Origin of the sequence: Brevibacillus sedimenti, assembly GCF_020923495.1 — a bacterium.
GTDB lineage: Bacteria > Bacillota > Bacilli > Brevibacillales > Brevibacillaceae > Brevibacillus > Brevibacillus aydinogluensis.
Map to the genome: position 1 here is coordinate 829897 of NZ_CP064048.1, position 24898 is coordinate 854794.

Genomic DNA, 24898 nt, shown 5'->3' on the forward strand with positions numbered 1-24898 from the left:
GCGGTGACAGCTGGAGGGTATCGTAAATCACCACCTCTTGCAGCTTCACCACGTCAAGCCAGGGGCGCAACAATTCCTGTTCGATCTTTCATATGATGTAGTTGCCCTGCTGCTGCTTGTCACAGGCTGGATCGTGCGGCGCCGAACAACCTCTGCGTAACATCATACACGATAGGCAAATCCGCCAAACATTTCCATGATAAACCTCAAACTCCCGGTAACAATAACAGTGGGTTACCTATGTTGTCAGGAGAACCCATTTGAATGTTACAACGCAAATCAATGCTGGGAGGACGGTTATGGGTATTTTAAGCGGAAATCCACAGAACGAGCCAATGCACTATGGGGAAGTCTTTGGTGTTTGGAGTTACCTTACCGTAACCAAAGGGATGTTGGCTGGTTATCAAACGTTCATCAACCATACGGGCGACAAGGATTTGCGAACATTTCTTGAAGACCTGACGAAAAATATGAAGCAGGAGATCGAGCAGATTGAAGAGCTGCTCAAGGTCAACGGAATTGGGCTGCCACCCGCTCCACCAGAACGGCCAACTGCTACGTTGGAAAGCATCCCGGTGGGAGCACGGTTCAACGATCCGGAAATTGCCGCTCGTGTATCGTTGGACTTGGCTGCCGGGTTGGTATCTTGCAGCCAAATTATCGGGCAGGCAATTCGTGAAGATATCGCGATGATGTTTGGTCAATTCCATACGACGAAAGCCGCATACGGCGCCCGCCTGCTGCGCATTAACAAGGAAAAGGGATGGTTGGTTCCTCCCCCACTTCATCAGCAAACGCCCGAACCTGCCCATGTATAAGAAGTTCAAGAAGGCTGCCCTACCTTGGGGTGGCCGATTGTTTTTTCCCCAGCTCACAGACACAGCGAGAAGTGCGTCTGCTGCCGATGTATTTGCGGAGCCTGGTTGCCCAGGTACTGCAACTTAATGAGTCCGACATTGACACACGTTACCCTATTCAAGTGGTCAATTGATGATACTGGATTCCATAAAGATCCGGTGGACAAGATAAACGAAACATTTCGTATTTTAGTGGGAGGAAAGATATTTTTAATCGTGACGGGGGTATGGAGTATTGTAGAAGCATGGCAATAGCAATAAGGATAAGAGAAAAGCCCCGGTGGACTCTACTGAGCCACACGGGGCTTTCTCGCTTCTTTTACTCGGATGAATAAAAGAAGTATATCAAACTCGATTAGCTAACAGTTACGTCAAAGGTGGTAGATACAGTTCCACCTTTACCGTCATCGGCCGTTACTGTGATGGTTGTCGTACCTGCAGATACAGGCGTAATCACAATGTCAGTACCATTAACCGTAACGGTTGCTACGTTTGCATCGTCAGAATCTGCAGTCAGAGTCAGCGTATCTCCATCTGCATCTGCAAACGTGCTGGATGCGTCTACAGTGACATCCCCACCACCTACAGTTGCGGTTTGGTCAGCAATCGGGTTAGCAACTGTTGGTGCGTTGTTTGCTGCGTTAACGGTCACAGCGAACGTTACCGTAATTGTATCCGTTCCATCTGTCACCTCAACAGAGATGTTAGCCGTACCTGCAGATACCGGGGTAATTTCCAGTTCACCGTTTCCGTTCAATGCCACTGTTGCTACTGCTGTATCGTCAGATTCAGGATTCGCCAAGGTCAGCGTATCTCCATCCGCATCAGTTGCGAGATCACCAGCAGCCAGTACGATGGCCGGAGCACCTACAACTACTGTTTGGTCGAGGCCAGTTTTAGCTTCCGGTGCGTTGTTAGGAATCAACGAACCGTTGTCAATATTATAAGCAAGCTTCAACTGAAGAGCGCCGGAAATCTTCGTACCTTTGGCACTTTCGAGGTACTTAGAAATGTTCAGCACGTGCGGTGCATTCTTACCTTTCAGTGTACCATCCGGCAAGATGATGGTAATCGCATTGGTTCCATTGTAACCTTCGATGTTAGCAACAACTTGAGAACCAACTGGCAGGTCTTTACCATCCAGGGTGTAGTTGGCAGTTTTCAGCACGTTCTTAAAGTCGCCAGTCGTGCTGAACGGTGCGCTAAATGTCAGGAAGATGTAGTCATTCTCGTTATCACCATCACCATCACTATCTACATCTTCCACTACAAGGTCAGCGTCAACATCAGCAAATGCCCACAAAACTTTAAACTCTTCAGCTTGATCCGGTTCTCCAGCAACAGTGAATGTTTTGGTCAAGGAAGCTGCTGTGTTTCCGATGTCATCAGAGATAGAGCGCAGAACAAGCGTCCATTCGCCGGCTTTCAGTTGCTTCGCTGGAGTAATGATAATCTCTTGGTCATAAGCATCTGCGTAACCAACAACCGTTGCAGGAATGGTTTCGCTATTATCAGCAGCAATAAATTCTGCTTTCGGCTCAGGCAGCGCAGATTGATTCTCAGCCAAGGTCTCATCCTCATCGGAATCAATCAATTTTACCGGCTCGCTCATAATCGCTTTAAATTCCGTGCCTGCTGTTACTTCTACGATGTCCTTGATCTCAGGAGATACCACATCAGGTTTCAGCATTTTACCTTCCAGCAGCAGGTTCAACTCTGCATTTTGTTTGCCGTTGCCAGCATTGGTAAAGGAACTTGCTGCTACATGCAAACGATATTTGAAGTTGAAGTAGTTCTTACCGCTGGTAGAAGTGTTGTGAACTTTTGTCCAGTCTTTTTTGGTTTCGATGAGGAACTTGTCATCATCGACTTTGGTTACTTTCAGCGCAGGATCAGTTATAGTATCCCACTCTTTACTGTCTTCGTTGTAAACCTGCAGTTCGAACGTGTTTGCTGCAGAAGCAGCATCCTCATCAACTGCTACGTTGAAGTCAACCAGCCATTGCTCAGGAGATTGGACTTCAACCGTTGCGGTCGGAACAGTTTCATCAACAGGAATGTTGAAATCAAGGGTTTGCGTGTTTGCGATATTATTACTATCGCTCTTGGCCGCCCAGTCACCAATTTTTGCAGCTTGGAGAGAATGCGTACCGGCACCAAAGTAGCCAGTTTTCTTCTTAATGGTGACTACATGGCGAGTATCTTCTCCACCCTGAGCATTCGGAATGAAGTCGCCAACGCTGATCTCGTAGTCAGTGTTGTTGAGTTTCACACCATCAATGGACCAGTTACCATATGTTTTTACGCTATTCTCATCAAGCGCTTCAGAGAACGTTACCTTCAGCGTTCTCAGGTCTTGAACTTGTACGCTGAGCATTGCAGGCTGACGTGCATCAGTCAGCTTGAAGAGCGACGCCTTGCTTTCTTGGCTTACACCATTAGTGCTGTCAACAAATTTAACAAACACGTTAGCGTTATCGGTCAGGAACTCACTCTTATCCAGTACCAAAGTGAGACCCTTGCTGTTGCCTGCTACTGGCAGCACCCCTGCTACTTTCAGCGGAGTGAGCGCAGATACATCGCCGCTGTTCGGTACGTTTCCGTATACTTCGAACTTAATATCGTCTTTGAGTTTACCCTTTTCATCAATGAAGTATTTCAGATCGATATCTTTGTTGAAGTATACAACTACACGATCAGCCTGGCTGGCACCCGCACTAGCAATCACCGGCTTTTCGCCAATGACCACATCATCAGGATTCGGGCTGAATACTACAGTGGTTTCAGCTTTCAAACCAATCAGATCTTTGTCAGCAGCCTCTACAATTTGAGCAATGATATTAGCATTTACATCCGAAGTCAAGAACTCGGAAGTCAACAGAACCGTTGCGACACCGTTTTGTACGGTCACACGTTTTTCAGCAAAAGAACCGTAAGTGGTGGAGAATGCAACCTCGATATCGCCAGCAGTAATCGGATTGCCAGCAGCATCTTTCACTTCAAAGGTTACCAAAGTTTTGGATGCTCCGTCTGCTTTCAATACCGGGTCGGCTGCTTTTACGCTGAGTTTGAACAGCTCAGTAGCATCCGGCATTTCAAAAGTTTTCTTGATGTCGGCAATTGTAGTGCCATTTACCTTGAGGCCTGTAGCAGTCAACTCGTAGGTTTTGTGAGCTTCTGCACCAGAAACTTTCAGGGTTACTACCTTTTTAGTTTCATCCAGGCTCGCAGATTCAACATTCAGGCCAGGAATTTTGAAGTTTTCAGCAGCTGCTGCGTCGATAGCGTGATTGAAAGTTACTTTCAGTTCAGTTTTGGTAATTGCAGTTACGCTCTCAACTTTCAGCTCGCCACCATCTACCGGCGGCAGCAGGTCTTCATCCTCTTCAGGATTGTAGGAACCAGTACCGTCTACGATAGCGTACGGATTCTTTTCAAAGTGATCCAGACGAGCCGGTTCCATCACTTTGCTCAGATCGCCGTTTGCCGTCAGGATGTCCTGGAACGAAGCAGCATTACCATCAGCGTCAACATAGGTGGTGCTGTCCAGATTATCCACAATTTCGTCAAGCGCCTCGTCAAAGTGATTAAAGAAAGCATCGATGTTATAGTATTTATCTACTTGGCCGCCAACGTAAAAGCCAGCGTCCGGCTTCGCCATAGCGGAAGCAGCCATGCTTGCTACAACAGCTGTCGAGAGTACAGAAAGCACAAGCTTTTTGTTCACGTACTACCCCTCCAGATCTAGATAGGAATTTTGTCTTTTCTGTCTGTTTATCTGTTTATCTGTTTATCATAGATGGAGAGACACTTCTAGGCTGGCAATCGTGATGTATGTGTTTCTCCTTATTAACTGAGCATCTGTTACGATTACGAGGCATTGAATCAGGGAGCAGAGGGGATTCCCTCTGCCCCTGTTCATTCCATGCCCTCAATCAAACCTAGATGAGTAGACCCGACTTACTTGGAGATTTTATGGGTGTACTCTTCGGATTTACCGTCTTTGGTCGAGGTGATAACTACTTCAGTCTCGCCCACTTTGCCCAGAACGGTTACTTCGAAGTCACCGTTGTCGTCTGCAGTTGCCTGGCCTTCACGAGTACCAACTTTCACCTTCACAGTTGCGCCTGGTGCAGCAGTACCGGAAACTTTGTACGAAGACAGGACGCCAGGGAGTACATCTGTTACAACCACTTCTACAGATTCTTCGTCAAGCAGGTCAGCCGGCATTTCATTATCATCATCATCTTCATCGTCGCCAACTTTGCCGCCAGCGAACTGTTTGAAGAAGTTGGTGGTGAATTCTTCGAGTTCATCGTCATCGTAGTCTCTCTTCGCGTCATCTACGGAAGATACTTTGATGACGTAGTCCCAGATGTTACCATCGTCGTTGGTTTCTACGAGGATTACGTAGTCGCCTTCGTCGATGCCGTCGCCTTCTTCCATGTCATACGCGTTGATGAAGGCAGTTTTGGAGTTCAGCGTGAAGGTAGCTTTTTTCTTCTCGCCATTTTCTTTGTACTCGAAGTAGAACTTGTTGCTGCCGTCTTTCTTGTCAACGCGAGCAACCGTCAAAGCATCCAGATCTGCTTCTTCCAGTTGAGCTTTAGTTGCCGGTGCGTATTTGCCATCGCCAAAGAAGTCTGCGACATCAAAGTCTTTGGCTCCGTCAACAACTTCGACAACATCCTTCACGATAACTTCGTCGCTGGAGTTCAGGCGGAACGCGATGAAGTCGCCGCGGTCGATGTTTTTATCCAGCAGATCTTCGAAATCGTTGTCCAGTTTGAAGGTTTTGGTCGTTACCTTGCCGGTTTCGCCGTCTTTGGTAATAACCTCGATCTCGTCGTTGTCGCTGCGACCGCCCAGTTGGGTAACCAGACCGTACATCGTTTTGCTGCCCAGGCCTTTACCAGCTACAACGAAGATTGCATCTACTTCTTCTTCTTCTTCATCTACAGCATAGTATACATCCAGGTCATTCTTGTCAGCGATGTCGGAGAACTTCACTACACCCGGGTTTTTCAGCTCGGAACGTTTACCGGTGATTTCGCCGGTCATGTCGAAGATGGCCGTGTCGGAAGTAACGACATAGAGACCGTCTTTGTCCTTGATGGTTTCATCATCTTCGTCAGCTGCGTCATTCCAAGCTTTGTCTTGCAGGTGTTTCAGCTTGATCGGGAGAACTTTAACTTTCTCTGCATCGCCTTTGGAATTCAGCGTTACTTCCAGCAGCAGGATGTCTTTCTTATCCGGAATAAAGTCTTTTTCGATTTTATCCGGATCTTTTTCGTACGACTTGCCATCTGCATCGTAAACGTCTTCCGGATCGATCGTGATATCCAGCTCTTTGCCTTTCTCGTTGATGATGCCGAATTCGTATTTACCTTTGCTGTACTCGGCTTTGCGAGTCAGGATCGCTTTGAAGCGGCGATCGTCTACGCTGTCCTTGGTTTCGATATGGCGGATACGGCCAGATGCATCCAGGTACAGTTTAACTTCTTCGCCACGCAGGTCGCGAACCAGATCCCAGTTGCCCTTGCCCAGCTCTTTCACATCTTTGTTGGCGTTGTCGGAGTAAGTGGAGCCCGTACGGAAACGATAGGTTTTACCGTCGATTTCCAGACGGTTGTCGCCGTCGTTTCGTACAATTACGCGTTCCACTTTACCTTCAACTACAGTGCTGTTCGCGAATACCAGCAGCTTTTTCTTGTTGCCGTTTGCGTAGTAAACGCTGTACACGTCCATTTCTTTCAGGTCGGCCAGTTTCGCCGGTTTGTTGTCGCGGAATACCAGGAAGTCTACGCCTTCTTCCAGATCTTTCAGCGCGTTGAAGTTGCCGCCATCCAGGTTCTCGATTTTTTTCTTGTCAGCGTCTACTTTCTTGATAACTTCGGAACCGTATTTGTAACCTTCTTTGTTTTGGTCCAGCGTTTGGTCGTCGATTACGTGGATGTAGCTGATTTTGTTGTCTTTATCCAGAACAACTTTGGCGGAGAAGGTGTAACCATCGTTTGCCTTGATGATTTCCTTGATACCTTTTACGTTGCTGTCGTACGGTTGGAAGTTGAACGTAACTTTGGTATCTTCGGTGAAACGATAGGTTTTGCCGCTGCCGTCCAGTTCGATTTCCAGATCGTTCAGATCGGAAGTTTTGCTGATGTCATCCACTTTGAACTTGGACTTGTCGTTCAGGTAGAAGGTGCCCAGACGGTCCATAACCACGTCTTCGTCCTCGGAACCTTCCATCCATACAACGGTGTTTTCCTTGTCGTCCTTGATCCACACTTGTACGTGTTGACCAGCGAACTCGTTCGGGTTGATGCCGTCAGCCACTTTGAACGTGGTGCCTTTGGAGCCCATGCCGGCGTCTTTGCCGCTCAGGATGATTTCGTTGGCTTTCAGGGAACCCAGACCGATAACCGGTACGTTGGTTACGAGCGGCAGTTCGCCTTTGCTGTCGCGAGCCCATTGCATGTCGTATACGTCAACGTCCAGGTACTTGGTCAGCAGGGTTTCGTCTTTCACTTCAAAACGAATGTCAGTACCGAACTCAACTTGCTCCATCAGTTTTACGCGGAGCGCGTTGTCCATCATTTTGAAGATGTCACCGCGAGTAGCCGCGTTGTTCGGAGCTGCGATGTTTTTCGCAATGTTCAGCTTCGCAGCTTCTGCGATCATGTTGTTCGGCCATACGCCTTTAACAGCCGGCTCGTAACCCAGAACGCGAACGATCATGGTTACAGCTTCTGCGTAAGTAACGTTGTTGCCAGGACGGAAGGTTTTGTCCGGGTAACCTTTTACGATTTCTTGACCGGAAGCCAGGTTAACATAGCCAGAGAACCAGTCGCTCGGTTTTACGTCAGTGAAGATGGACTGGTATTGTGCCAGTTTTGCACCTTCCGACATGTTTTTCAGACGAACCATCAGGGTAGCGAACTCGGCACGGTTGATCGGACGATCCACACCGTATTCGCCGTTGCCATAACCGGAAACCAGGTTCAGTGCTGCCAGGCGTCCTACTACTTTCTGCAGATCGCTATCCATTTTAGGAGCTTCGGTGTTGGTGGTCTCCTCGGCAGCGAATGCCATCGGTGCTACAGTAAGTGCGAGTGCACTTGCCAGTACGCTGTTAACAACCTTTTTCATAACCTTGGGTTCTCCTCCTCTGGTATAAACAAATTGTTCTTGGGGAATATTTGTTTTCGATCTATCTCTCTTTTTAAAGCCCGAATCCTGCAAGCGCGTGTCACCTCCTTTCGCAGGACTGCATTGACATTCTTGCTCACATAAATCTCTAGTATTTTCAGTATTGTGTAAACGCGGCAATCCCTAGTGTAACACAGTTGCTAGATTTCGTGAATCTTTTTTACACAATTCCCCGTTTTTCGTGTGACATCCTATTAAACGCCTCAGACCTCAAAAAGTTGCGGTGCCTCCGAAAAAGTTTTTTAATTTTTTTGTGGCCGTTTCTTTCACGTATTATGTATGCAGTGACATCCGCCACACCTCGTATTATAGGACAGGCGGGACGGACTGTCACTCATGAATCTTTTTCCAAATTGCCAAGAAAATTTACTGTTCTTCCGTTACCTTCCTGTAGCTGTCTCGAAGTTTACGACAGCCAGGTTGTAGTTTTGCACGGCCTGTTCGTACTGGTTCTCCTGATCAGCAAGCGCTTCTGCTGCCTGAATCACTTCCAGCGTGGTCGCCAGGCCGTTTTCATAGCGCAGGCTGGTCAGGCGATAGCTCTCTGCCGCCGCTTCCTTGGCCTTTTTCTGGAATTCAACGCTCAGTTTCGCCGCATTCAGGCTGTAGTAGGCTTCTGCTACTTCGCGGGAGACGGTGCGCTTTTGTTCCTCGATCGCCAGCTTTGCCTTTTCCACGTTGTAGCGGGCGATTTTGCCCGGGTACGTGGACAGGGCGGAATACTCCTCAATCAGCTTCACATTCAGTTCGGCCAGACTCAACTCTTCCTGCTTTTGCGTGATTTCGATACGCTGCTGCAGCGCCTTTTCCTGTGCCTGTTGCAGCGTCATCGACGGGGCGGCCACCTGTTTGTTTTCGTTGGACAGCTTCCATTTCTTGTCCAAATCCACCCCGAGGAATTCGTTCAGCTTCATGCGGGCAATCTCCACGTTGTTTTCCGCCGCCGCCAGCGCTGCCTGCGCACCGGCTACGCCCATTTCCGCCTGCAGGATGTCCGTCTTCGCCTTGGTGCCAACGTCAAAATGGGCTTTGGCCACCTTGAGCTGGGTCTGGGCACGCTCCAGGCTTTGTTTCTTCAGATCCAGGTCGGCTTGTGCATGCAGCAGGGCGTAATACAGTTGTTGAGCTCCCAGCTTGATTTGGTTCTCCGTTGCCTGTACCGCCAGCTTGTTCAGCTTTTCCGTCATTTTCGCCTGCGCGCTGGTCACGTATTTTTGCTTGGCGGCGTCCAGCGAACGGACGAATTCGGAAGGGATCTCCGCTACCGATCTGTATGTAAGCTCGGCGTTGACGCTTGCATTCTTTTCGTCCAGGCGGGCCTGCTGCAGCTTGGGATTTGTCTTCAGCGCCTGTTCCACCGCTTTTTCCAGCGTCAGTGTCTCTGCGGCATCTTGCGCGACAGGTTTAGCGGCTGTGTCCGCTTGATTGTTCTGGTTCGAGGGAGTGGTTTGTGTCTGATTGGTCGCCTGAGATGCGGTCCCATCGTTGGCAGACTGGGCCATGGCCCCTGCGCCAATCGAGGTGGCGACAAGCGCAGCCAGCGAGATGGCCAGCCATTTCTTCGGCGAATATGGAAGGTTCATGTTTCTGCACTCCTTTTCGCATTTTTGTCGGTTCCGACAGTACGGAAACTTGGTGGTTTGTCCCAAGATTCACTATATCACAGTTAAATGTTTCGTACACGAAGAATCTCGCACTTCCAGGTTTATCCTCCTACCGTTCATACTTTACCATGTATACACCTCCGCTCTCCCTGTTAGCACATGAAAACTGTCCCGTGTTAGTACGAATGAGCGGCGAAAAAATTTCACCATTCGCGCAGCGCACCGGAACGTGCTATGCTAACCCTTGAGGTGATGTGTAACATGCTGCAGCAGTACAAAACAGTCGCCGGGTATGGTGAAGACGAAATTGTCATCGAGCGTTCCCGGTTTATCGGATATGCCCAACGCGTCACAACGGAAGAAGAGGCTGCCGCCTTCATCGCCATGATTAAAAAGAAGCACTGGGACGCAACGCACAACTGTTCCGCCTTTGTCATCGGCGAAAACGACCAGATTCAGCGCTCCAGCGACGACGGAGAACCGAGCGGCACAGCCGGCAAGCCGATCCTGGAGTGCATCAAAAAGAACGGCCTCAAGGACACCGTGGTCGTAGTCACCCGTTATTTCGGCGGGATCAAGCTGGGCGCGGGCGGCCTGGTGCGCGCCTACACGGCCGGCTGTGTCACGGCGCTAAAGGCTGCGGGCATCGTCGTCCACACCCTGCACCAGCAGATATCGGTTACCGTCGACTATCACTGGTGGGGCAAGGTGGAAAACGAACTGCGCCTCGGCCAGCACCGGGTCACCGCCACCGACTACACGGACAAGGTGACGGTACACCTGCTGATTCCCGATGGCCAACAGGATGCCTTTGTGGAGCAGATGACCAATTTGACCAACGGACAGGCCGACATTGTGCTGGGGGATCGCGAGTACGTGGAAGTGCCGGTGGAGGCCGTTGGCGGAGACGAATAACCCGAATCGAAAAACTTGTGTCCCGCACTAAGATTGTCTAGGATGGAGAGGTAAGCAAGAAACCAACAATTCGTAAAGGCGGGGAGCGCAGTGGGGAAAACGCTGGACGAGCTGTTTGACAAGCTGGATGCTGTTGCCGAGCGGATGGAGCAGGGGTTTCGGGAGATCGACAAGCGGTTTCAGAACGTGGACAGGCGGTTTGAGCAAATTGACAAACGTTTTGAACAGATTGACAAGCGTTTTGAGCAGATCGACAAACGGTTTGAACAGATTGACAATCGGTTTGAACAGATTGACAATCGGTTTGAACAGATTGACAATCGGTTTGAACAGATTGACAAACGTTTTGAACAGATTGACAAACGTTTTGAACAGATTGACAAGCGTTTTGAACATATTGACAAACGGTTTGAGCGGATCGAGGAGCGCTTGGACAAACACGAGCGCCGCTTAATCAGCGTGGAGGAGATGACGGCCTCTCTCATCCAGATGGTCGGTCATACCAACGCCCGCTTGGAAGAGGTGCAGGCGGACGTCCACGATCTCCACGCGGCGTTCAAACAAACCAACGAAACCGTGACCTTTTTGGACAAAAAGGTGTGGGAACAGGAAAAGCAGCTGTTCCTGCTGCGCGAGAGATTTGACAAGTATCTGGACGACAAAAACAGAAGCTGAAGAGGAAATTCCTCTTCAGCTTCTTTCATTGTTACTGCTTCGGCAGTTTTTTCAGTTGGACCATGACGCGGATGGTGATGACCGCCATCTCTGCGCGGGTCAGATAAGACTTCGGCAGGAAGCGGTACGTCGGCTTTTTGGCTGTCGGATCGTTCGGTTCGCCATTCATGATCTTCGCTTTGGCCACCGCCAGTACGGAAGGCTGCGCATAGTAGCCGACATCCTTGGCGTCGGTAAACATCTTGGCCAGGGCCGTTTTTGCCGCATCCGGCGTGCCCAGTTTCAGGTTGAGCGCGCGGGCGATCATAATTGCCGCTTCTTCGCGGGTCAGCGGATCGTCCGGACGGAAGTAGCCCGGCTCCTTGCCGCGAACGATGCCGGCGCGGGCTGCCGTTTCAATGTATTTGTACTGGTAGTCCCACGTGTCCCGTGTCGGACGCACGTCGTTGAACGTCGGCGAAGACGGCGTGCGGCTGTCGGCGTACGGACCGTCATTGATCGGCAGGTCGAGCGCCTTCACCAGCATGGTGGCAAACTCGCCGCGCGTGATGTCACGGTTGGCTCCAAACGAGATGGCGCTGTAGTTGGGCATGATCCCTTTGGCGTACAGCGTCTCCATCGCGTCACGCGCAAAATCGTGATTGACCACGTCGTCAAACGACTCTCTGGTCTTCATGACCATGTAGTACCCAAATCCGGCAAACGGCACCGTTATGGTTTTCTTGCTGGTATTGACGACTCCGCCAAGGTTTTGCCATTCATCCCCATTGTGATAGTACACGGTCAGGATGTTGTTGGCCGCGTTGACAATCGACTGATCGTACTTGATCGTCAATGTGCCTTGTTTGCTCGGCACCAGGTTGTCTTCGTAGCGATCCTTGAAGGTATCGATTTCGTCCCCGTCGGTGTAGTACGGATCGCGTCCGCCCGGCGCGTTTTTGTCACCGGCATCAATGTAGTAGAGCGGGCTGGCGTAGTTGAAGTTTTCATTCAGCGCCAGTTTGGACTTCATGTCATCGTCCGGAATCGACACTTGTCCGGTCGTCCGGTCGGCAATGCCGAAGTACAGCTCCACATCGACAAAGATGTCCTTGGTCGGATTGGTGACTTCTTTGCCCTCCCGTTTGTTGGGCGGCGACACCAGTACGGTTCCGGAAGGGAACTTCAGCTCCAGGCTCTTGTCAAAGACACTGAACGACGTTTTCTTGCCCAATACTTCGCGATACTCGGCACCGTTTACGGACGAGTTGGCATTGAAAATCTGAATCTCGTCGTTGTAGGACGTGTTGCCGACATAAACGGTGTACTTGATCTTGTTCAGGCCCGCTTTCAACGCAACGGTAGCGGTAAACACATAGTAGGATTTCGGGACTGGTCTGCCCAGGTCTTCATTGTACTCGAAATCCCGCTCCGTGGTGTTGGTTACCTTCGCTTCCGTTTTGCCGAACATCACCTTGGTCGCATTTTCCGCAAAGATTTTGATCGGCACGCTGTTGGCATTGACGATGATGTACGGGTCGCTCTCCTTGGCTTTGACCGGGGAGATGACTTCCCAGCTGTTGGTGGTCTGGTCAATCTTCACATCGTAACGAACCACCGCGCCGTTGCCGTCCTCGGCCACGATCGTGTAGGTGGTGGTGCCGTTCTTCTTCAGGGTAAGCGGGAAGAGCGCCAGTTTTTGCTCCTGCTCCTCGCTTTTGGTGATCTCATCCTGAATTTGCTCCAGCAGGTCGCCGTAGTCGCTGCTGCGCATTCTGGCCCTAAACGACGTCTTCGTTTGAGCATCGAAGTTGTACTCCTGGAACTCCCGGCGCAGCCCGGAAGGAATCTGGCTCAGCGTGTCGTTGTAATCCTGGTTGTCTTCCTTTTGTTCCCAGTCGCCGTTTTCGTAGCGGAAATCGGCAATGCGTCTGCCGTTTTTCTCAATGTAGACGTGCTCTGCGTCTTTTACCGTAAACGTAAACTGGCTCAGGAACTTGGCGCCTGTCCGGTAAGCGGTGTCTGTCGGCTGTTTGACCAGTTCGTTGTCCTTGCCGTTTTCGCTGATTTCCAGCTTGACGTCTTCAATCGTCGGTGCTTTGGACGTGATGTACAGGATCTTGTACGTGAAGCTGACGGACGGCTGCGTGGTCAGCGTGATTTCCAGCGTGTGTTCGCCTTTGGACTTGATGTTGTTCTGCAGGGATGCCTTGCTGATCGTAAAGGTGTTGTTGGACCCCACTGTCGGAGTAAGCGTCGTTCCGTTCAGCTTGACTTCGATGTTGCTGGACGTCAGGTCGTAGTTGTACACCTTCCCGCTCAGCGAAACGAAGTCGTCGTCACTCTTGATCTGATACCCGCTCTCAAAGCTGCGGACCTGCCCCGAACCGTCAATGTACGTCAGCTGCAGATACGGCGCAATCTGGATGTTCAGTTTGTACGTGACGGACAGGGACGTCGTGCCGTCGGAATACCTGATCTCCAGATCCCCGGTACCCGCCGGCAGGTTGGACAGGGTAAACCTGAACTGCGTTGCAGAAAGCGCGTCGAGCGTATAGTTAATCGGGCTGCCGTTGTACGTTACGGTGTAATTGGACTGCGTACCGCCCATGTTCACCGTCTTCAGGTCTACCGTAAAGGTGGATTTCCCCACCGGGTTGACCGTGTACTCGGACAGCAAGGTCGAGTCGATGTACGCTTCGACAAATCGCGGTTTGGAACCGTCCACATAGGTAAACCTGTAGTCGTACCCGTTCACCTGGAAGAACCCGGAGTCCGTCTGCAGGCCCGTGGTCGGATCGGTGGTGGTGTACTCGTAGCTCAAGGTTACCCGGTAGGTGACGCCGTCATCCAAAATGCCGATATCAGCACCGCCGCTTGCAATCGGCGCGGTGAGGACATACTCGGTAAAGCCGTTGCCCTTGTACGTCCGGGAAGAGGGCGAGATGTTGTCTACCGAGAACGTTCCCCCGGTTTTTTCGTTTTTGTACTCCAGTTTAAACTGCTTGATCGTTTGTTTGTCGGTCTCTTCAAATTGCAGCAGAGCCGTACCAGTGATTTGATACGCTTCGCTGTTGGGACTGTTGGTTCCCGGCAGGGTTGCCACCTGGCCCTGCACCAGATTGGTCACAGGTGTCGGCGGTGTTCCCTGTTTTTGAATGGTCACGTTATAGAACTGGTTGGCGGTATCCTGGGAACGGGACACCACATGGATCGTCCGGCTGATGACGCCCACTTTCTTGTTGTCGTTGTAAACGGTAAACTCCAGCCGGTTTTCACCCAACTGCGACGGCAGGTTGGCGGCGAATGCGCCGGACGTGACCCTCGCCTCCACTTCGTCGCCGGTGGTCACGTTTTTCACGATGACTTTCTCGGCGTTCTTCACCTTACCGTCCACATTCAGGGTCAAACGGTTGGTCGATGCCACCGTAATCAGCGTGGTAGCCGACGTGAGCGGCGTGTCATTTACGCTGATGCTGTCAATATAGGGCGTGTTGTTGTACTGCACGTAGAATTGAAAGTGTTCCTTGGTGACGCTTCCCACCCGTTCATAGAACGAGATGACGTTCAATCCCGGCTTCAGGGGGATGTCCCAGAACGTAAAGGTGTTGGTGCCGCTCAGGGTCGGCGTCGTGGAACTGAGATCCTCAATCGTCTGCCCGTTGTTGGTGGTAATTTTCAGACGCAGGTTGGCGCCTGTCACACCCGATCCGTAAATCCCGCGCAGCGTAATTTTGTTTTCCGCATGCAGCAACGGATTGGTGACGCTTGTCCCCTGATTGGGGTAATCGATCAGGACAATCGGGCTGTTCTGCGGTCGGTAATCGTAATATTGCAGGCTTTCATAGCCGGTGTTGACCGACACCACCTTGATAACGTTGATCCCGTTTTTCAGATCGATGGTGCCGACAGGAATCTCAGAGCCGTCGTTTTTCGCTGTCGGAGCCGTAATGGTCTGAACCGCTTTCCCGTCCACCTGCACTTCCAGTACGGGGCTGGGGTCCAGATTGCCGGGATCCGAGTATTTGATCTTGAGATTGGTCAGTTTGCCGGAATGGGTAACAAGCGCATCACTGGCACTGTTCCCGGTGCCCGGCTGGTTCGGATTGACCGGCGGGATCAGATCAGACGGAGGCACGATCTGCAGTGTCGCCCCGGTCTGCTGTTTTTCCAGCTTGTAGTACATGGTGGCTTTTTCGGAGCCAAACCATACTTCCACTTTGGTCACTGCGCCGTTCCGATCAATCGTGATCGGCGGGAGCGTCAGCGTCTGTCCGACAAAGGCAGGGGCAGGATTATAGATTACCTGCGTGCCGTCTACGGCCACGGCGACCGTGTTGCCGGAGGCGGCCGTATTGGTCAGGACGATGCCGTCAATCGTTCTGTTCTTGACCTCAACCGGATTGGCAAAAGTACCGAAGGCATTAGTCTCGGAGCTGTCCACCACGATGGACGACGGGTTGGTAATCGTCCAGGTTCCCGCGGCTGACGCAGGCATCGCCGGAACCAGGCCGGTCACCAGCAGCAGCATCGTCAGACATACTGCGAGCCAACGCCGAAATTGCTGATACGTCGTTTGCAAGGTCTTCACCTCTCCACATGTTTTTGTTCTCGGATTTTGTCCCCTGCCCGAGAGCGTAAGAGACGCCATTCTCGTCTTTTTCTTTTATCGGAAAATCATCGGTTTTGCTTTACTTCTTTATGTTAAAAAGCGGAAAAAACCCCTGCTGGTCATCCAGCAGGGGTTTGCCCGACTAGTGGCTTCGCCGTTCCGTATACTTGATTTTTAACCGTCGGACCGCGTTGATCAGCGGGCGGTGACGGCGGCCGACGAGACCGACCACCTCGGTGGCGAGATGCATCGCGAACAGCAGCGCTGCCATCACGATGATGGTTGTCCATTTGGTCGTTTTCGTCAGCACAATCGCCATCGTGCCGAAGAAGATGCTGATCGTATAGATGGTCAGAACCGTGGCCCGATGCGACAGGCCCATGTTCAGCAGACAGTGGTGCAGATGCCCTTTGTCCGGGCTGGAAATCGGCTTTTTGTTCACGATTCGGCGAACAATCGCAAAGAACGTATCCCAGAGCGGAACGCCCAGCACCACAATCGGGATGATGAACGAGACGAACAGCGCTTCCTTAAAGCCCATGATGGACAGCGCCGCCAGGTTGAAGCCCAAAAACAGCGAACCGGTGTCCCCCATAAAAATGCGGGCCGGATGGAAATTAAAGTACAGAAAACCCAGGATGGCCCCCAGCAGCACGAAACAGTAGATGGCCACGTGTTCGTAGCCGGGACCGTTGAGCAGCGCCACGATCGCCATGGTGGCAGTGGCAATGGCCGATACGCCGGCGGACAGCCCGTCCAGACCGTCGATCAGGTTGACCGCGTTGGTGACACCGACGATCCAAATGATCGTGATCGGGGCCGCCAGCCACAGCAGCCAGCCGCTGGTAAAGTCAATGCTGCCTTCGTACGGCAGGTTGACAATGCCGATTTTCAGGCCAAACGGAATGACGACCACGGCTGCCGCCAACAATTGGCCAAACAGCTTCCACTTGGGCGATAGCTGCAGTTTGTCGTCCAGTATCCCCACTGTCATGACGATCGTTCCGCCGATGAAAATCCCCAACATTTCCTTGAAACCGGAAAATGGAACAAACAGCAAAAACGAAACGAGATAGCCCGCGTAGATGGCCAACCCGCCCATGCGCGGCATGATTCGCGTATGCACCTTGCGCTGGTTGGGCTTATCTACGGCGCCGATGGATTCAGCCAGTTTTTTCACATAGGGTGTGGCCGCAAAAGCCACGATCAGTGAAGTCAGAAACCCGAAAATCATCGTTGACATCGGCAGTTTCTCCTCTCTACGGGCACCTTCCGGAGCGGTTTTCCCCTTTTTCCTTCAAGACAGTCCACACAAAGCGCGGAATGGCCAACTGCCGCTTCCAGCGCGACGGCTGAGCAAGCAACCGGTACAGCCACTCCAGATGCAGCCGCTGCCACAGCTTTGGCGCTCGCTTTACTTTCCCGGCAATGACGTCAAAGCTGCCGCCCACTCCCATCATCAGGATTGCCTGCAGTTGATCGCGATATTTGGCGATCCACTCGTCCTGCTTGGGAGAGCCCATCGCCACAAAGAGCAGATGGGGCGCTTTTTCCGCAATCTCCTCCACGATTGCCGGCTCTTCGCCTTGTTGAAAATATCCGTCCCGATACCCGACGATGCGCGCCCCCGGATATCGTGCCGCCAGCTTTTCCGCCGCCAGCCGATTCACTTCCGGGGACGCCCCCAACAGATATACTTTCCACTGGTGCCTGTCCGCCGCCGCCATCAACGCTTCGAGCAAATCGATGCCCGTGACGCGCTCGTTGATCGGCTGCTTCGTCCACCTGGCCGCGTACACGATCCCGATGCCGTCGGGAACGACGTAGGCTTGTTCCAGGATGGCGCGCAGCGAACGCTTTTCCCGCGCCAGCATGACGATCTCCGGATTGGCGGTGACGACGTGCGTTTTGCGTCCGTTTTCGATGCGTTCGACAAGATCATCGACCGTTCCGGCAAAACCGCGCGTGGAAAACGGCACTCCCAATATGGTTGCGACCTGTTTGGTCAATAGTTTCACCTTCATTGTAGAGACGCTATGCGCCTATAAAAAGTTGCACATTAGCCATTCTACCCGAAAAGAAAGGCACATTCAAGAAATTCATGAATGTGCCTGCTTCACGTCAACCAGAGCAAACATCAGATCGCCCTCGACCGCGACCTTGTCGTTCACCCTCGCAATCGCGTGACATTTGCCGATGGAGCCGCGCAAGCGCGTCATTTCCACTTCCAGGACGAGTGTGTCGCCCGGTTTTACCTGCTCCTTGAACCGGACGCCGTCAATGCCGGCAAACAGCCCCAGTTTTCCTTTGGTTTCCTCCGTGTGCATCGCCACTCCGCCCACTTGGGCCAGTGCCTCGACGATCAGCACACCGGGCATGACCGGGTAGCCGGGAAAATGGCCTTGGAAAAACGGTTCATTGATTGTAACGTTTTTGATCCCCACGGCCCGTTTGCCCGGTTCCAGCTCGACAATCTTGTCCACCAGCAAAAACGGGTAACGATGGGGAAGGATCGCTTGAATGTCAACTGCGTCCAAAGGGGTCCGCAATTCCATAAACACCGCTCCATTTCCATACTTTATACGTTGCATCCGTGTATGAAGAACATACCGCAAACTGAGAATAAAGACAACCCCCCCGTCTCCGACGTCAGACCGGGGTTAAGATAAAGGGGCACTTCCTCCATGCGGCGGAAGTGCTCTTTTCCATCCGCCTCGCATCACATCGCGCGGTTCAGCAACCGAAACTTCACCAGGTAAATGGCTGTGGTCACAAAGGAAAACGCGATCACGCTCCAGAGAATCAATTCGCCGTACTGGTACCGGTACATGACCAACGGAAAAGCGATGTAAAACAAGACCGTTGTCAGCTTGCCAAAGGCGTTGGCCGGGACTGTCTTTTTCCCGCGAAAATGGAAAAAGCCGGCGGCGATGATCATGCCCGCATCCCGCGCAAAGAAAAACAGGGCGGCCCAAATACTGATCCGCTCTGTCAGAAACAACGAGGCGATCACTGCCATCATCATCAACTTGTCTGCCAGCGGGTCCATCATGATGCCAAACGTGGTCACCAGTTTGTGCTTCCGCGCAATGTACCCGTCCAATATATCGGTAATTCCCGCCAGGATGAGGATGCCTAGGGCGATCTCCACATGGTACGGAAACGACTGAAAAAAGACGTATAGGTACAAAGGGATGAGAACGATGCGAAAGACGGTAAGCGCATTGGGAAGATTCACGGATATCCCTCCGTATGAAGATCGTCACTCCCTGTTTTCGCCACTCCATTATTATACTCTTAGGACAGCAGACGCAACAAGGTCTGGAAGAATGAGCAAGCAGCGTCATCTTTTTCCGGTTTCCAAGCATAAGAAGAGGCCCCTCACCCTGCGTCGGTTGGGGCCGTCTTCTGCTGCCACATGTCAGTGTGTGATCATGTGCCCTGAAAAATCAGATCGTACATGTGCTTGTAGGTGTTCAGATCAAACACTTCGGAAGCCGGTTTGTCTCCCAGCACGCTGTATCCGATGACCAGACCGATGACCAGCGAGAAAAACATCAGAAACGGGATAAACAGGATTTGGGCCAGTCGAAACGGCCACGCCTGGCCGCCCCGGCGCTGCTCTCTATCCCGGGCCATCTGTCCGTCACGCGGGATACGTTTTCCCTTTCCTTGGTCCATTGATGTCTCCTCCGACATTCCGAGTGAATTAGCGGCTGCGCAGGGAGTTGGCGATACCCATCATCTGATCGGCAATCGCAATCGCACGGGCGTTGAGCTGGTAGGCCCGCTGAACGTTGACCAACTGGGACATCTCTTCCTGCAGATTGACGTTGGAAGCTTCCAGCGCTCCCTGACGGATCTTGGCGGCAGACAGCTCATACTTGGAGTACGGCGTCATGCCGGACGCAAGCTCGGCGTCGTATTCATTTTCCCCAACCTGTGTCAATTGATCGGGGTTGAGCACCTTCCACACGCCAATCTGTCCCACCGCGGTTCCGTCGTTGGTGACGACTCCCTCGGGGATACCTGCAGATTGCGTACAGGGCCGTTGATCATAATCGGAACCCCGTCTGTGTCTGTCAGCAGGTCTCCCGCTGCATTATGCAGGACATACGCGCCCAGTTTGGCTTCGAAACGCACCTGAAAGGCACCGTTTCGCGTAAAGCGGTACGATTCGCCCACCATCGTCCCGTTGTTGTCGTAGAGAGGCCGGCTTACCAGAAAAAACCCTTCTCCCTCGATCATCAAATCGGTGGGGACATCGGTGATCCTGGCGCTGCCCGGAGCCATGTCCAGTTTGGTCAAGCCGATCCGCGCCCCGCTGCCGATGCGCAGTCCGGGCGGAGTCGAACGCTGCTGCCTGTCCGCAGCCGGCTGTTCGTTCAGCGAATCGGACAGCAGTTCGGAAAACGACGCCGTGCGCCGCTTGAAACCGACCGTATCGATGTTGGCCAGGTTATTGGCAGTCGTGTCCAATGCCTGCTGGACGCTGCGCAGCGCCGCGCTCGAGATGTTCAGTGACTGCATCCATTCTACCTCCTATCTTACCCGTTTACCCGGCCAATTTCATTGGCCGCTTTTTCCAGCGTGCCGTCCACTGTGGTAATCACGCGCTGATTGGCTTCATACGCCCGCAGCGCCGTCATCATGTCGGTCATCGTCTGGGCAGGGTCCACGTTGGCTCGCTCCAGCCAGCCCTGCTTCAAACCGTAACGCCCTTCCACCGCCGGATCGGTATATTGGCCCAGCGCTCTCGCCGTCCGGTCATTCTGCAGGGCCTGCACCAGATCCTCCGGCTGTCCGCCGCCTTCCCAGCGGTAGATGTTGGTACCCTCCCGCACGAGCTGCAGCGGATTGGTCACCACTTTCAGGCCAAGCCGCTCACTGCCGCCGGGCAGCATGAGAGCATTGCCCGCCTCGTCCACACGGTACAAGGCGCCGTCGTCACCGATCTTCAGCTGTTGGCCGGCGCTGTTTGCCGGATCGGCCGGATCGTTCACCCGGATGGCCCGGTTCTGGTTATCCAGCACGTAGTAGCCGTCCGACGTGACCAGGTAGCCGTCTGCATTGACGCTCCAGTTGCCGTTGCGCGTGTAGCGGATCTGATCGGGCTGGGCAGCCTGTCCGGGGTTGTCCAGTCTGGCCACGCTAAAAAACAGCCGACGCTCATTTCCGTCCTGATCCGGCTGCAGGTTGTCCAACAATGCGACATCGTACGGATTGCGCGTCTCCGCAATATCGCCCTGGCGGAAAATCGGCAGCGCCTCCGACATGTAGACGCCGGAATGCAGCCGGCCGATCACGGCAGGCTGACCGCTCATGACGGGCAGTCCTTGAATATTTGGTCCTTCCTGATCGCGGATGCGCGCGATCAACTGTTCCGGAAAGGCGCGCATGACGCCTACGTCCTGCTTGTAGCCCGGTGTGTTGATGTTGGCCAGGTTGTTGGCCAGCACTTCCTGACGCTGCTGCATTGCCAGCATGCCCGCAGCAGCCGTATACAAGCCTCTGATCACGCGGTATTACCTCCCGAAAAACTTCTTTTTCCGATACGTGGGCGCCTTGTCCAGATAGTCCAGCATGATCCCCGTCCCTTTGGCCACGCACATCATCGGGTCTTCCGCCACCAGCACAGGCACCTTCAGTTCGTCGGCCAGCAGTTGGTCGATCCCGTGCAGCAGTGCGCCGCCGCCGGTCAGAAAAACGCCCTTATCAATAATATCGGCAGAAAGCTCCGGAGGTGTTCGTTCCAAAACGGATTTGGAGGCTTGTACAATCGCACTAACCGACTCGGCCAGGGCTTCCTGGACTTCGTACGAGCGGATGGTAATCGTCTGCGGTAGCCCGCTCACCATATCCCTGCCGCGAATGTCCATTTCGTCCTGGCGCCCGCCGGAAACCGTTCCGATCTGCATCTTGATGTCCTCGGCCGTACGCTCCCCGATCAGCAGCTTGTATTTGGTTTTTATGTACCGCATAATGGCCAGGTCAAATTTGTCGCCCGCTACTTTGATGGAGGAAGACGTAACAATGTCCCCCATGGACAGGACTGCTACGTCCGTCGTACCTCCGCCGATATCCACCACCATGTTGCCGGAAGGTTGAAAGATGTCCATGCCCGCTCCAACCGCCGCCACTTTCGGCTCTTCCTCGATAAACACCTCGCGTGCCCCGCCGCTGCGCTCAGCCGCTTCGCGGATGGCTTTCTGCTCCACCGAGGTGATGTTGGTCGGACAGCAGATCAAAATGCGCGGGCGAGCAAACATGCTTTTTCCGCCGATTTTGGCCAAAAAGTGTTTCAGCATGGCTTCCGTGATCTCAAAGTCCGCGATCACGCCGTCCCGCAAAGGCCGAATCGCCACGATGTTGCCCGGGGTGCGCCCCACCATGCGGCGCGCCTCGTTCCCCACGGCCAGCACTTTATTTGTCTGATTTTCGATTGCTACGACAGACGGTTCATCCAGGACAACGCCCTTGCCTTTCGCAAAAATCAAGACATTGGCCGTGCCCAGGTCAATTCCGATATCTTTGCTAAACATGAAAGTCCTCCCTGTTCCAGTTCATTCCTATCACTTATCATAGGCGGTTGCACGTGAGAGGACAAGGAAATTCTTCCTATCCGGAAGGAAATATTTTCAACGCAACCCGGTACTGCTACACGCTTTCTTCCTGTTCCACCCGGACTTTTTTACTTCTCCGTTTGTATTTGATCTTGGTCGCTTCCCCTCCGCGGAGGTGTCTGATTGCCTTGTGGTACTCCAAAATTTCCTTTACCTGATTCGCCAATTCCGGATTTATCTCAGGCAGCCGCTCTGTCAGGTCTTTGTGCACCGTGCTTTTGGAAACACCGAACTCTTTGGCGATCATGCGAACCGTATTGCGCGTCTCCACAATGTATCGACCGATCTTTATGGTTCGCTCTTTGATGTAGTCGTGCACGCTACTCGCCTCCCTGTATCAACATTGTCTGTTACAATATATGGGGGGGTGCGGACACATATTCTACGTTTCCAAGCCTGACAAGCCGGCACTTCCGCATCTTTTTTCAAGGGCGTGTACACCCGGGCCGCCCGCACGTTATTTTGGCGAAAATGAAAGAAAGGCGAAAAAAGAAACCTGCAGAGACCCGTCTCTGCAGGTTATTTTGCATGTGTTTGTGTTTGCTCCCGGATTGGGCGTTTGCGTCAGCGGTCGACTTACTGATTTTCCGCTTCCGGCTTGACGAGGTGCTGCTCCGGATTGACGGGTTCCCCGTCCACATGCACCTCGAAGTGGAGGTGAACGCCGGCGTCCTTTTCATAGACGTTGCGTCCGGCTTTCCCCAGCACCTGTCCCTGGGTGACCTGGTCGCCCGGTTTTACGGTAACGTTCTCCAGGCTTTGGTAGACCGTGGTCAGCTTGTCGTCGTGCTCAATTTCCACCTTGAAGCCGACAAGCGGGTCGTTTTCCACCTTGGTCACCTTGCCGGCGAACGCAGCGGTGACATCGAAGCTATTGCCGTCGGTCGCCTTCAGGTCAATCCCGGTATGCGGAATAAAGGTGTCCTTGTACGTGACGAGCGCCTTTTGCTGTTCTTCCTTGGACGCCTGTTCGTCAAAGAAGCCCATGCCCTGCTCGTACTTCACGCCTTTGCCGACCGGCCATGCGAGCTGCTGCGGATTGCCCGCCACCGGTACCGCGCCGTCCTTGCTGTTGGATTCATCGGCCGGAATGGCGGTGCCGTCCTGCGGTGTCGAGACTGCTACGCCGCCGTTGTTTGCGGTTTGTCCCGGCTCCGTATCGGTGACGCCACTCTGGTACCACATCACAATAGCGAGAATGATTGCTGCGGTGCCGATGTAGATTGCCGGAAACGCCCACTTCTTGCCCAGGATGTTTCTCCAGGAGCCAGCCTTTTTAAATGGAATCGGTTGATTTTGATTTTTTTGATCTTCCATTGTATTCATCACCTCATCCCTCAGTATCGCCAGTTTTTTGGCGGATAAACCTGAGAGTGAGGGAAATCTTGAAAATTTGCGCAAAGCGGCCCGTCTAGCTTTTCAGGACGCTGCCGCAGTCCTCCAGCGAGATGCCCTGGTAAAAGTATTTGACGATCTGCTCCGCGTTTTTGCCCGCTTTGGCCATCCCGTTGGCGCCCCACTGACTCATGCCGACGCCGTGCCCGTACCCTTTGGTCGTGATGTACACTTTGCCGTCTTGCAGTTCCATGGTAAAGGCGGAGGAGTTGAGCCCCAGCCGTTCGCGAAACTCGCGGCCGCTGAATTCCTTGCCGCCGATGCTGATCTTGCCCACGCGATTGCCCGTGGTCCGCTCCACGATCCGATACCAGCTGCCCCCGGAAGCCGCCTCCTGCGCGATGCGCACCCCCAGTTTTTGCTCCAGATCGGCCACGGTCATCACCTGTGTTTTCTCATAGCTGGGCGACTGGATGTCCCAGGGACTGGCGACGCTTTTCAAGTAGGGCACCGGCTTTTCAAAATACTCGCTGGCGTTTTCGGTAAAGCCGTTGCTGGTGGAAAAAAATGTGGCGTCGATCGGTTCCCCCTGATAGGTGAGAACCACTCCCGCCGTGGCCTGCACCGCCTGCCGAATGCGCCCGTTTTTCCAGTCAAACTGCTCCTTCCACAGCTCCCTGCGCTGCTGCTCGTCCAGGTACGCCTGGTGTTTGACCGTATCCAATACGTGCGCCCCTTCCGGAACGTCGCCGAACGCCTTTTCACTCAGCCGTCTGACGATGTAGGTGCGTGCCGCCATGGCCTGCGCCTTGAGCGCCTCGATCTCGAATTCGGCCGGCATTTCCGCCGCGACTACGCCTTCGACATACGTCTCCAGCGGGACGGTCTCCACTGTCTTCTTGTTGGTGCGGTACACCTTGACTTCGATCTTCGGACGGTTTGACGACGGAGTGTGCGGTGCGACGGCTGCCACGTCGGTGCCGCCGTCTGACAGGGGAGAAAACAGTGTCACCAGTGCGGCAGGCATCAACACGAGCAGTATCGGCAAACCGATAAACCAAACGATCAGGTAACGTTTCATGCGACAGC

The 24898-nt window shown here is 53.0% G+C and carries 20 protein-coding genes; 4 read left to right on the forward strand and 16 right to left on the reverse strand.

The annotated features are described in order from the left end of the window. Positions 1-19 precede the first annotated feature (19 nt). Both IRT44_RS03945 and IRT44_RS03950 read left to right on the forward strand, forming a co-directional pair. Complete coding sequence (locus IRT44_RS03945; protein ID WP_268255220.1) at positions 20-160, forward strand: DUF2243 domain-containing protein; 141 nt, start codon at positions 20-22, stop codon at positions 158-160. A 139-nt stretch (positions 161-299) separates the two neighbouring features. Continuing rightward, positions 300-818: a DUF3231 family protein gene (locus IRT44_RS03950; RefSeq protein WP_230077496.1), complete on the forward strand. Its 519-nt coding sequence runs from the start codon at positions 300-302 to the stop codon at positions 816-818. A 394-nt stretch (positions 819-1212) separates the two neighbouring features. Here IRT44_RS03950 and IRT44_RS03955 read toward each other — a convergent pair whose 3' ends face one another. The 3 genes from IRT44_RS03955 to IRT44_RS03965 form a co-directional block, all read right to left on the reverse strand. Next, positions 1213-4584 (reverse strand): Ig-like domain-containing protein, encoded by a 3372-nt coding sequence (locus tag IRT44_RS03955; protein WP_230077497.1) that lies wholly within the window; start codon positions 4582-4584, stop codon positions 1213-1215. 233 nt (positions 4585-4817) lie between these two features. Further along, the gene (locus IRT44_RS03960; protein ID WP_171564147.1) at positions 4818-8099 is read right to left on the reverse strand and encodes an S-layer homology domain-containing protein; all 3282 of its coding nucleotides are present in this window, start codon (positions 8097-8099) and stop codon (positions 4818-4820) included. Between the two features lie 347 nt (positions 8100-8446). Then, the gene (locus IRT44_RS03965) at positions 8447-9649 is read right to left on the reverse strand and encodes a TolC family protein (RefSeq protein WP_171564146.1); all 1203 of its coding nucleotides are present in this window, start codon (positions 9647-9649) and stop codon (positions 8447-8449) included. A 282-nt stretch (positions 9650-9931) separates the two neighbouring features. On the opposite strand from IRT44_RS03965, the gene IRT44_RS03970 reads away from it, so the two are divergent. After that, complete coding sequence (locus IRT44_RS03970) at positions 9932-10585, forward strand: YigZ family protein (RefSeq protein WP_171564144.1); 654 nt, start codon at positions 9932-9934, stop codon at positions 10583-10585. Between the two features lie 90 nt (positions 10586-10675). Beyond that, entirely contained in the window at positions 10676-11260 is a 585-nt protein-coding gene (locus tag IRT44_RS03975) for a hypothetical protein (protein WP_230077498.1), read from the forward strand. A gap of 31 nt (positions 11261-11291) precedes the next feature. On the opposite strand, the gene IRT44_RS03980 is transcribed toward IRT44_RS03975, so the two are convergent. The 13 genes from IRT44_RS03980 to spoIID form a co-directional block, all read right to left on the reverse strand. Continuing rightward, positions 11292-15821, reverse strand: coding sequence for an S-layer homology domain-containing protein (locus IRT44_RS03980; protein WP_230077499.1), 4530 nt, complete (start codon positions 15819-15821; stop codon positions 11292-11294). Between the two features lie 172 nt (positions 15822-15993). After that, positions 15994-17094, reverse strand: coding sequence for a glycosyltransferase family 4 protein (locus IRT44_RS03985; protein ID WP_171564139.1), 1101 nt, complete (start codon positions 17092-17094; stop codon positions 15994-15996). 16 nt (positions 17095-17110) lie between these two features. After that, positions 17111-17860, reverse strand: a complete 750-nt coding sequence (locus tag IRT44_RS03990) for a WecB/TagA/CpsF family glycosyltransferase (RefSeq protein WP_230077500.1) — start codon at positions 17858-17860, stop codon at positions 17111-17113. 90 nt (positions 17861-17950) lie between these two features. Then, positions 17951-18406, reverse strand: coding sequence for a 3-hydroxyacyl-ACP dehydratase FabZ (fabZ, locus tag IRT44_RS03995; protein WP_171564137.1), 456 nt, complete (start codon positions 18404-18406; stop codon positions 17951-17953). A 164-nt stretch (positions 18407-18570) separates the two neighbouring features. Further along, positions 18571-19089 (reverse strand): CDP-alcohol phosphatidyltransferase family protein, encoded by a 519-nt coding sequence (locus IRT44_RS04000; protein ID WP_171564136.1) that lies wholly within the window; start codon positions 19087-19089, stop codon positions 18571-18573. A 194-nt stretch (positions 19090-19283) separates the two neighbouring features. Beyond that, positions 19284-19532, reverse strand: a complete 249-nt coding sequence (locus tag IRT44_RS04005; protein ID WP_171564135.1) for a DNA-directed RNA polymerase subunit beta — start codon at positions 19530-19532, stop codon at positions 19284-19286. Positions 19533-19560: 28 nt separating this feature from the next. Next, the gene (locus IRT44_RS04010) at positions 19561-19827 is read right to left on the reverse strand and encodes a flagellar basal body rod C-terminal domain-containing protein (RefSeq protein ID WP_230077501.1); all 267 of its coding nucleotides are present in this window, start codon (positions 19825-19827) and stop codon (positions 19561-19563) included. Continuing rightward, positions 19797-20381, reverse strand: a complete 585-nt coding sequence (locus tag IRT44_RS04015; RefSeq protein ID WP_230077502.1) for a flagellar hook-basal body complex protein — start codon at positions 20379-20381, stop codon at positions 19797-19799. Before IRT44_RS04015 ends, IRT44_RS04010 begins: the two co-directional genes overlap by 31 nt. A gap of 17 nt (positions 20382-20398) precedes the next feature. Beyond that, the gene (locus IRT44_RS04020) at positions 20399-21370 is read right to left on the reverse strand and encodes a flagellar hook-basal body protein (RefSeq protein WP_212132556.1); all 972 of its coding nucleotides are present in this window, start codon (positions 21368-21370) and stop codon (positions 20399-20401) included. A gap of 6 nt (positions 21371-21376) precedes the next feature. Next, a complete protein-coding gene (locus IRT44_RS04025) occupies positions 21377-22393 on the reverse strand; it encodes a rod shape-determining protein (RefSeq protein WP_171564130.1) in 1017 nt (338 codons plus the stop codon). Positions 22394-22508: 115 nt separating this feature from the next. Next, entirely contained in the window at positions 22509-22793 is a 285-nt protein-coding gene (gene spoIIID, locus IRT44_RS04030; RefSeq protein ID WP_003388385.1) for a sporulation transcriptional regulator SpoIIID, read from the reverse strand. A gap of 257 nt (positions 22794-23050) precedes the next feature. Continuing rightward, the gene (locus IRT44_RS04035; protein WP_230077503.1) at positions 23051-23791 is read right to left on the reverse strand and encodes a M23 family metallopeptidase; all 741 of its coding nucleotides are present in this window, start codon (positions 23789-23791) and stop codon (positions 23051-23053) included. 94 nt (positions 23792-23885) lie between these two features. Next, positions 23886-24890 (reverse strand): stage II sporulation protein D, encoded by a 1005-nt coding sequence (gene spoIID / locus IRT44_RS04040; RefSeq protein WP_171564126.1) that lies wholly within the window; start codon positions 24888-24890, stop codon positions 23886-23888. Positions 24891-24898: the final 8 nt, after the last annotated feature.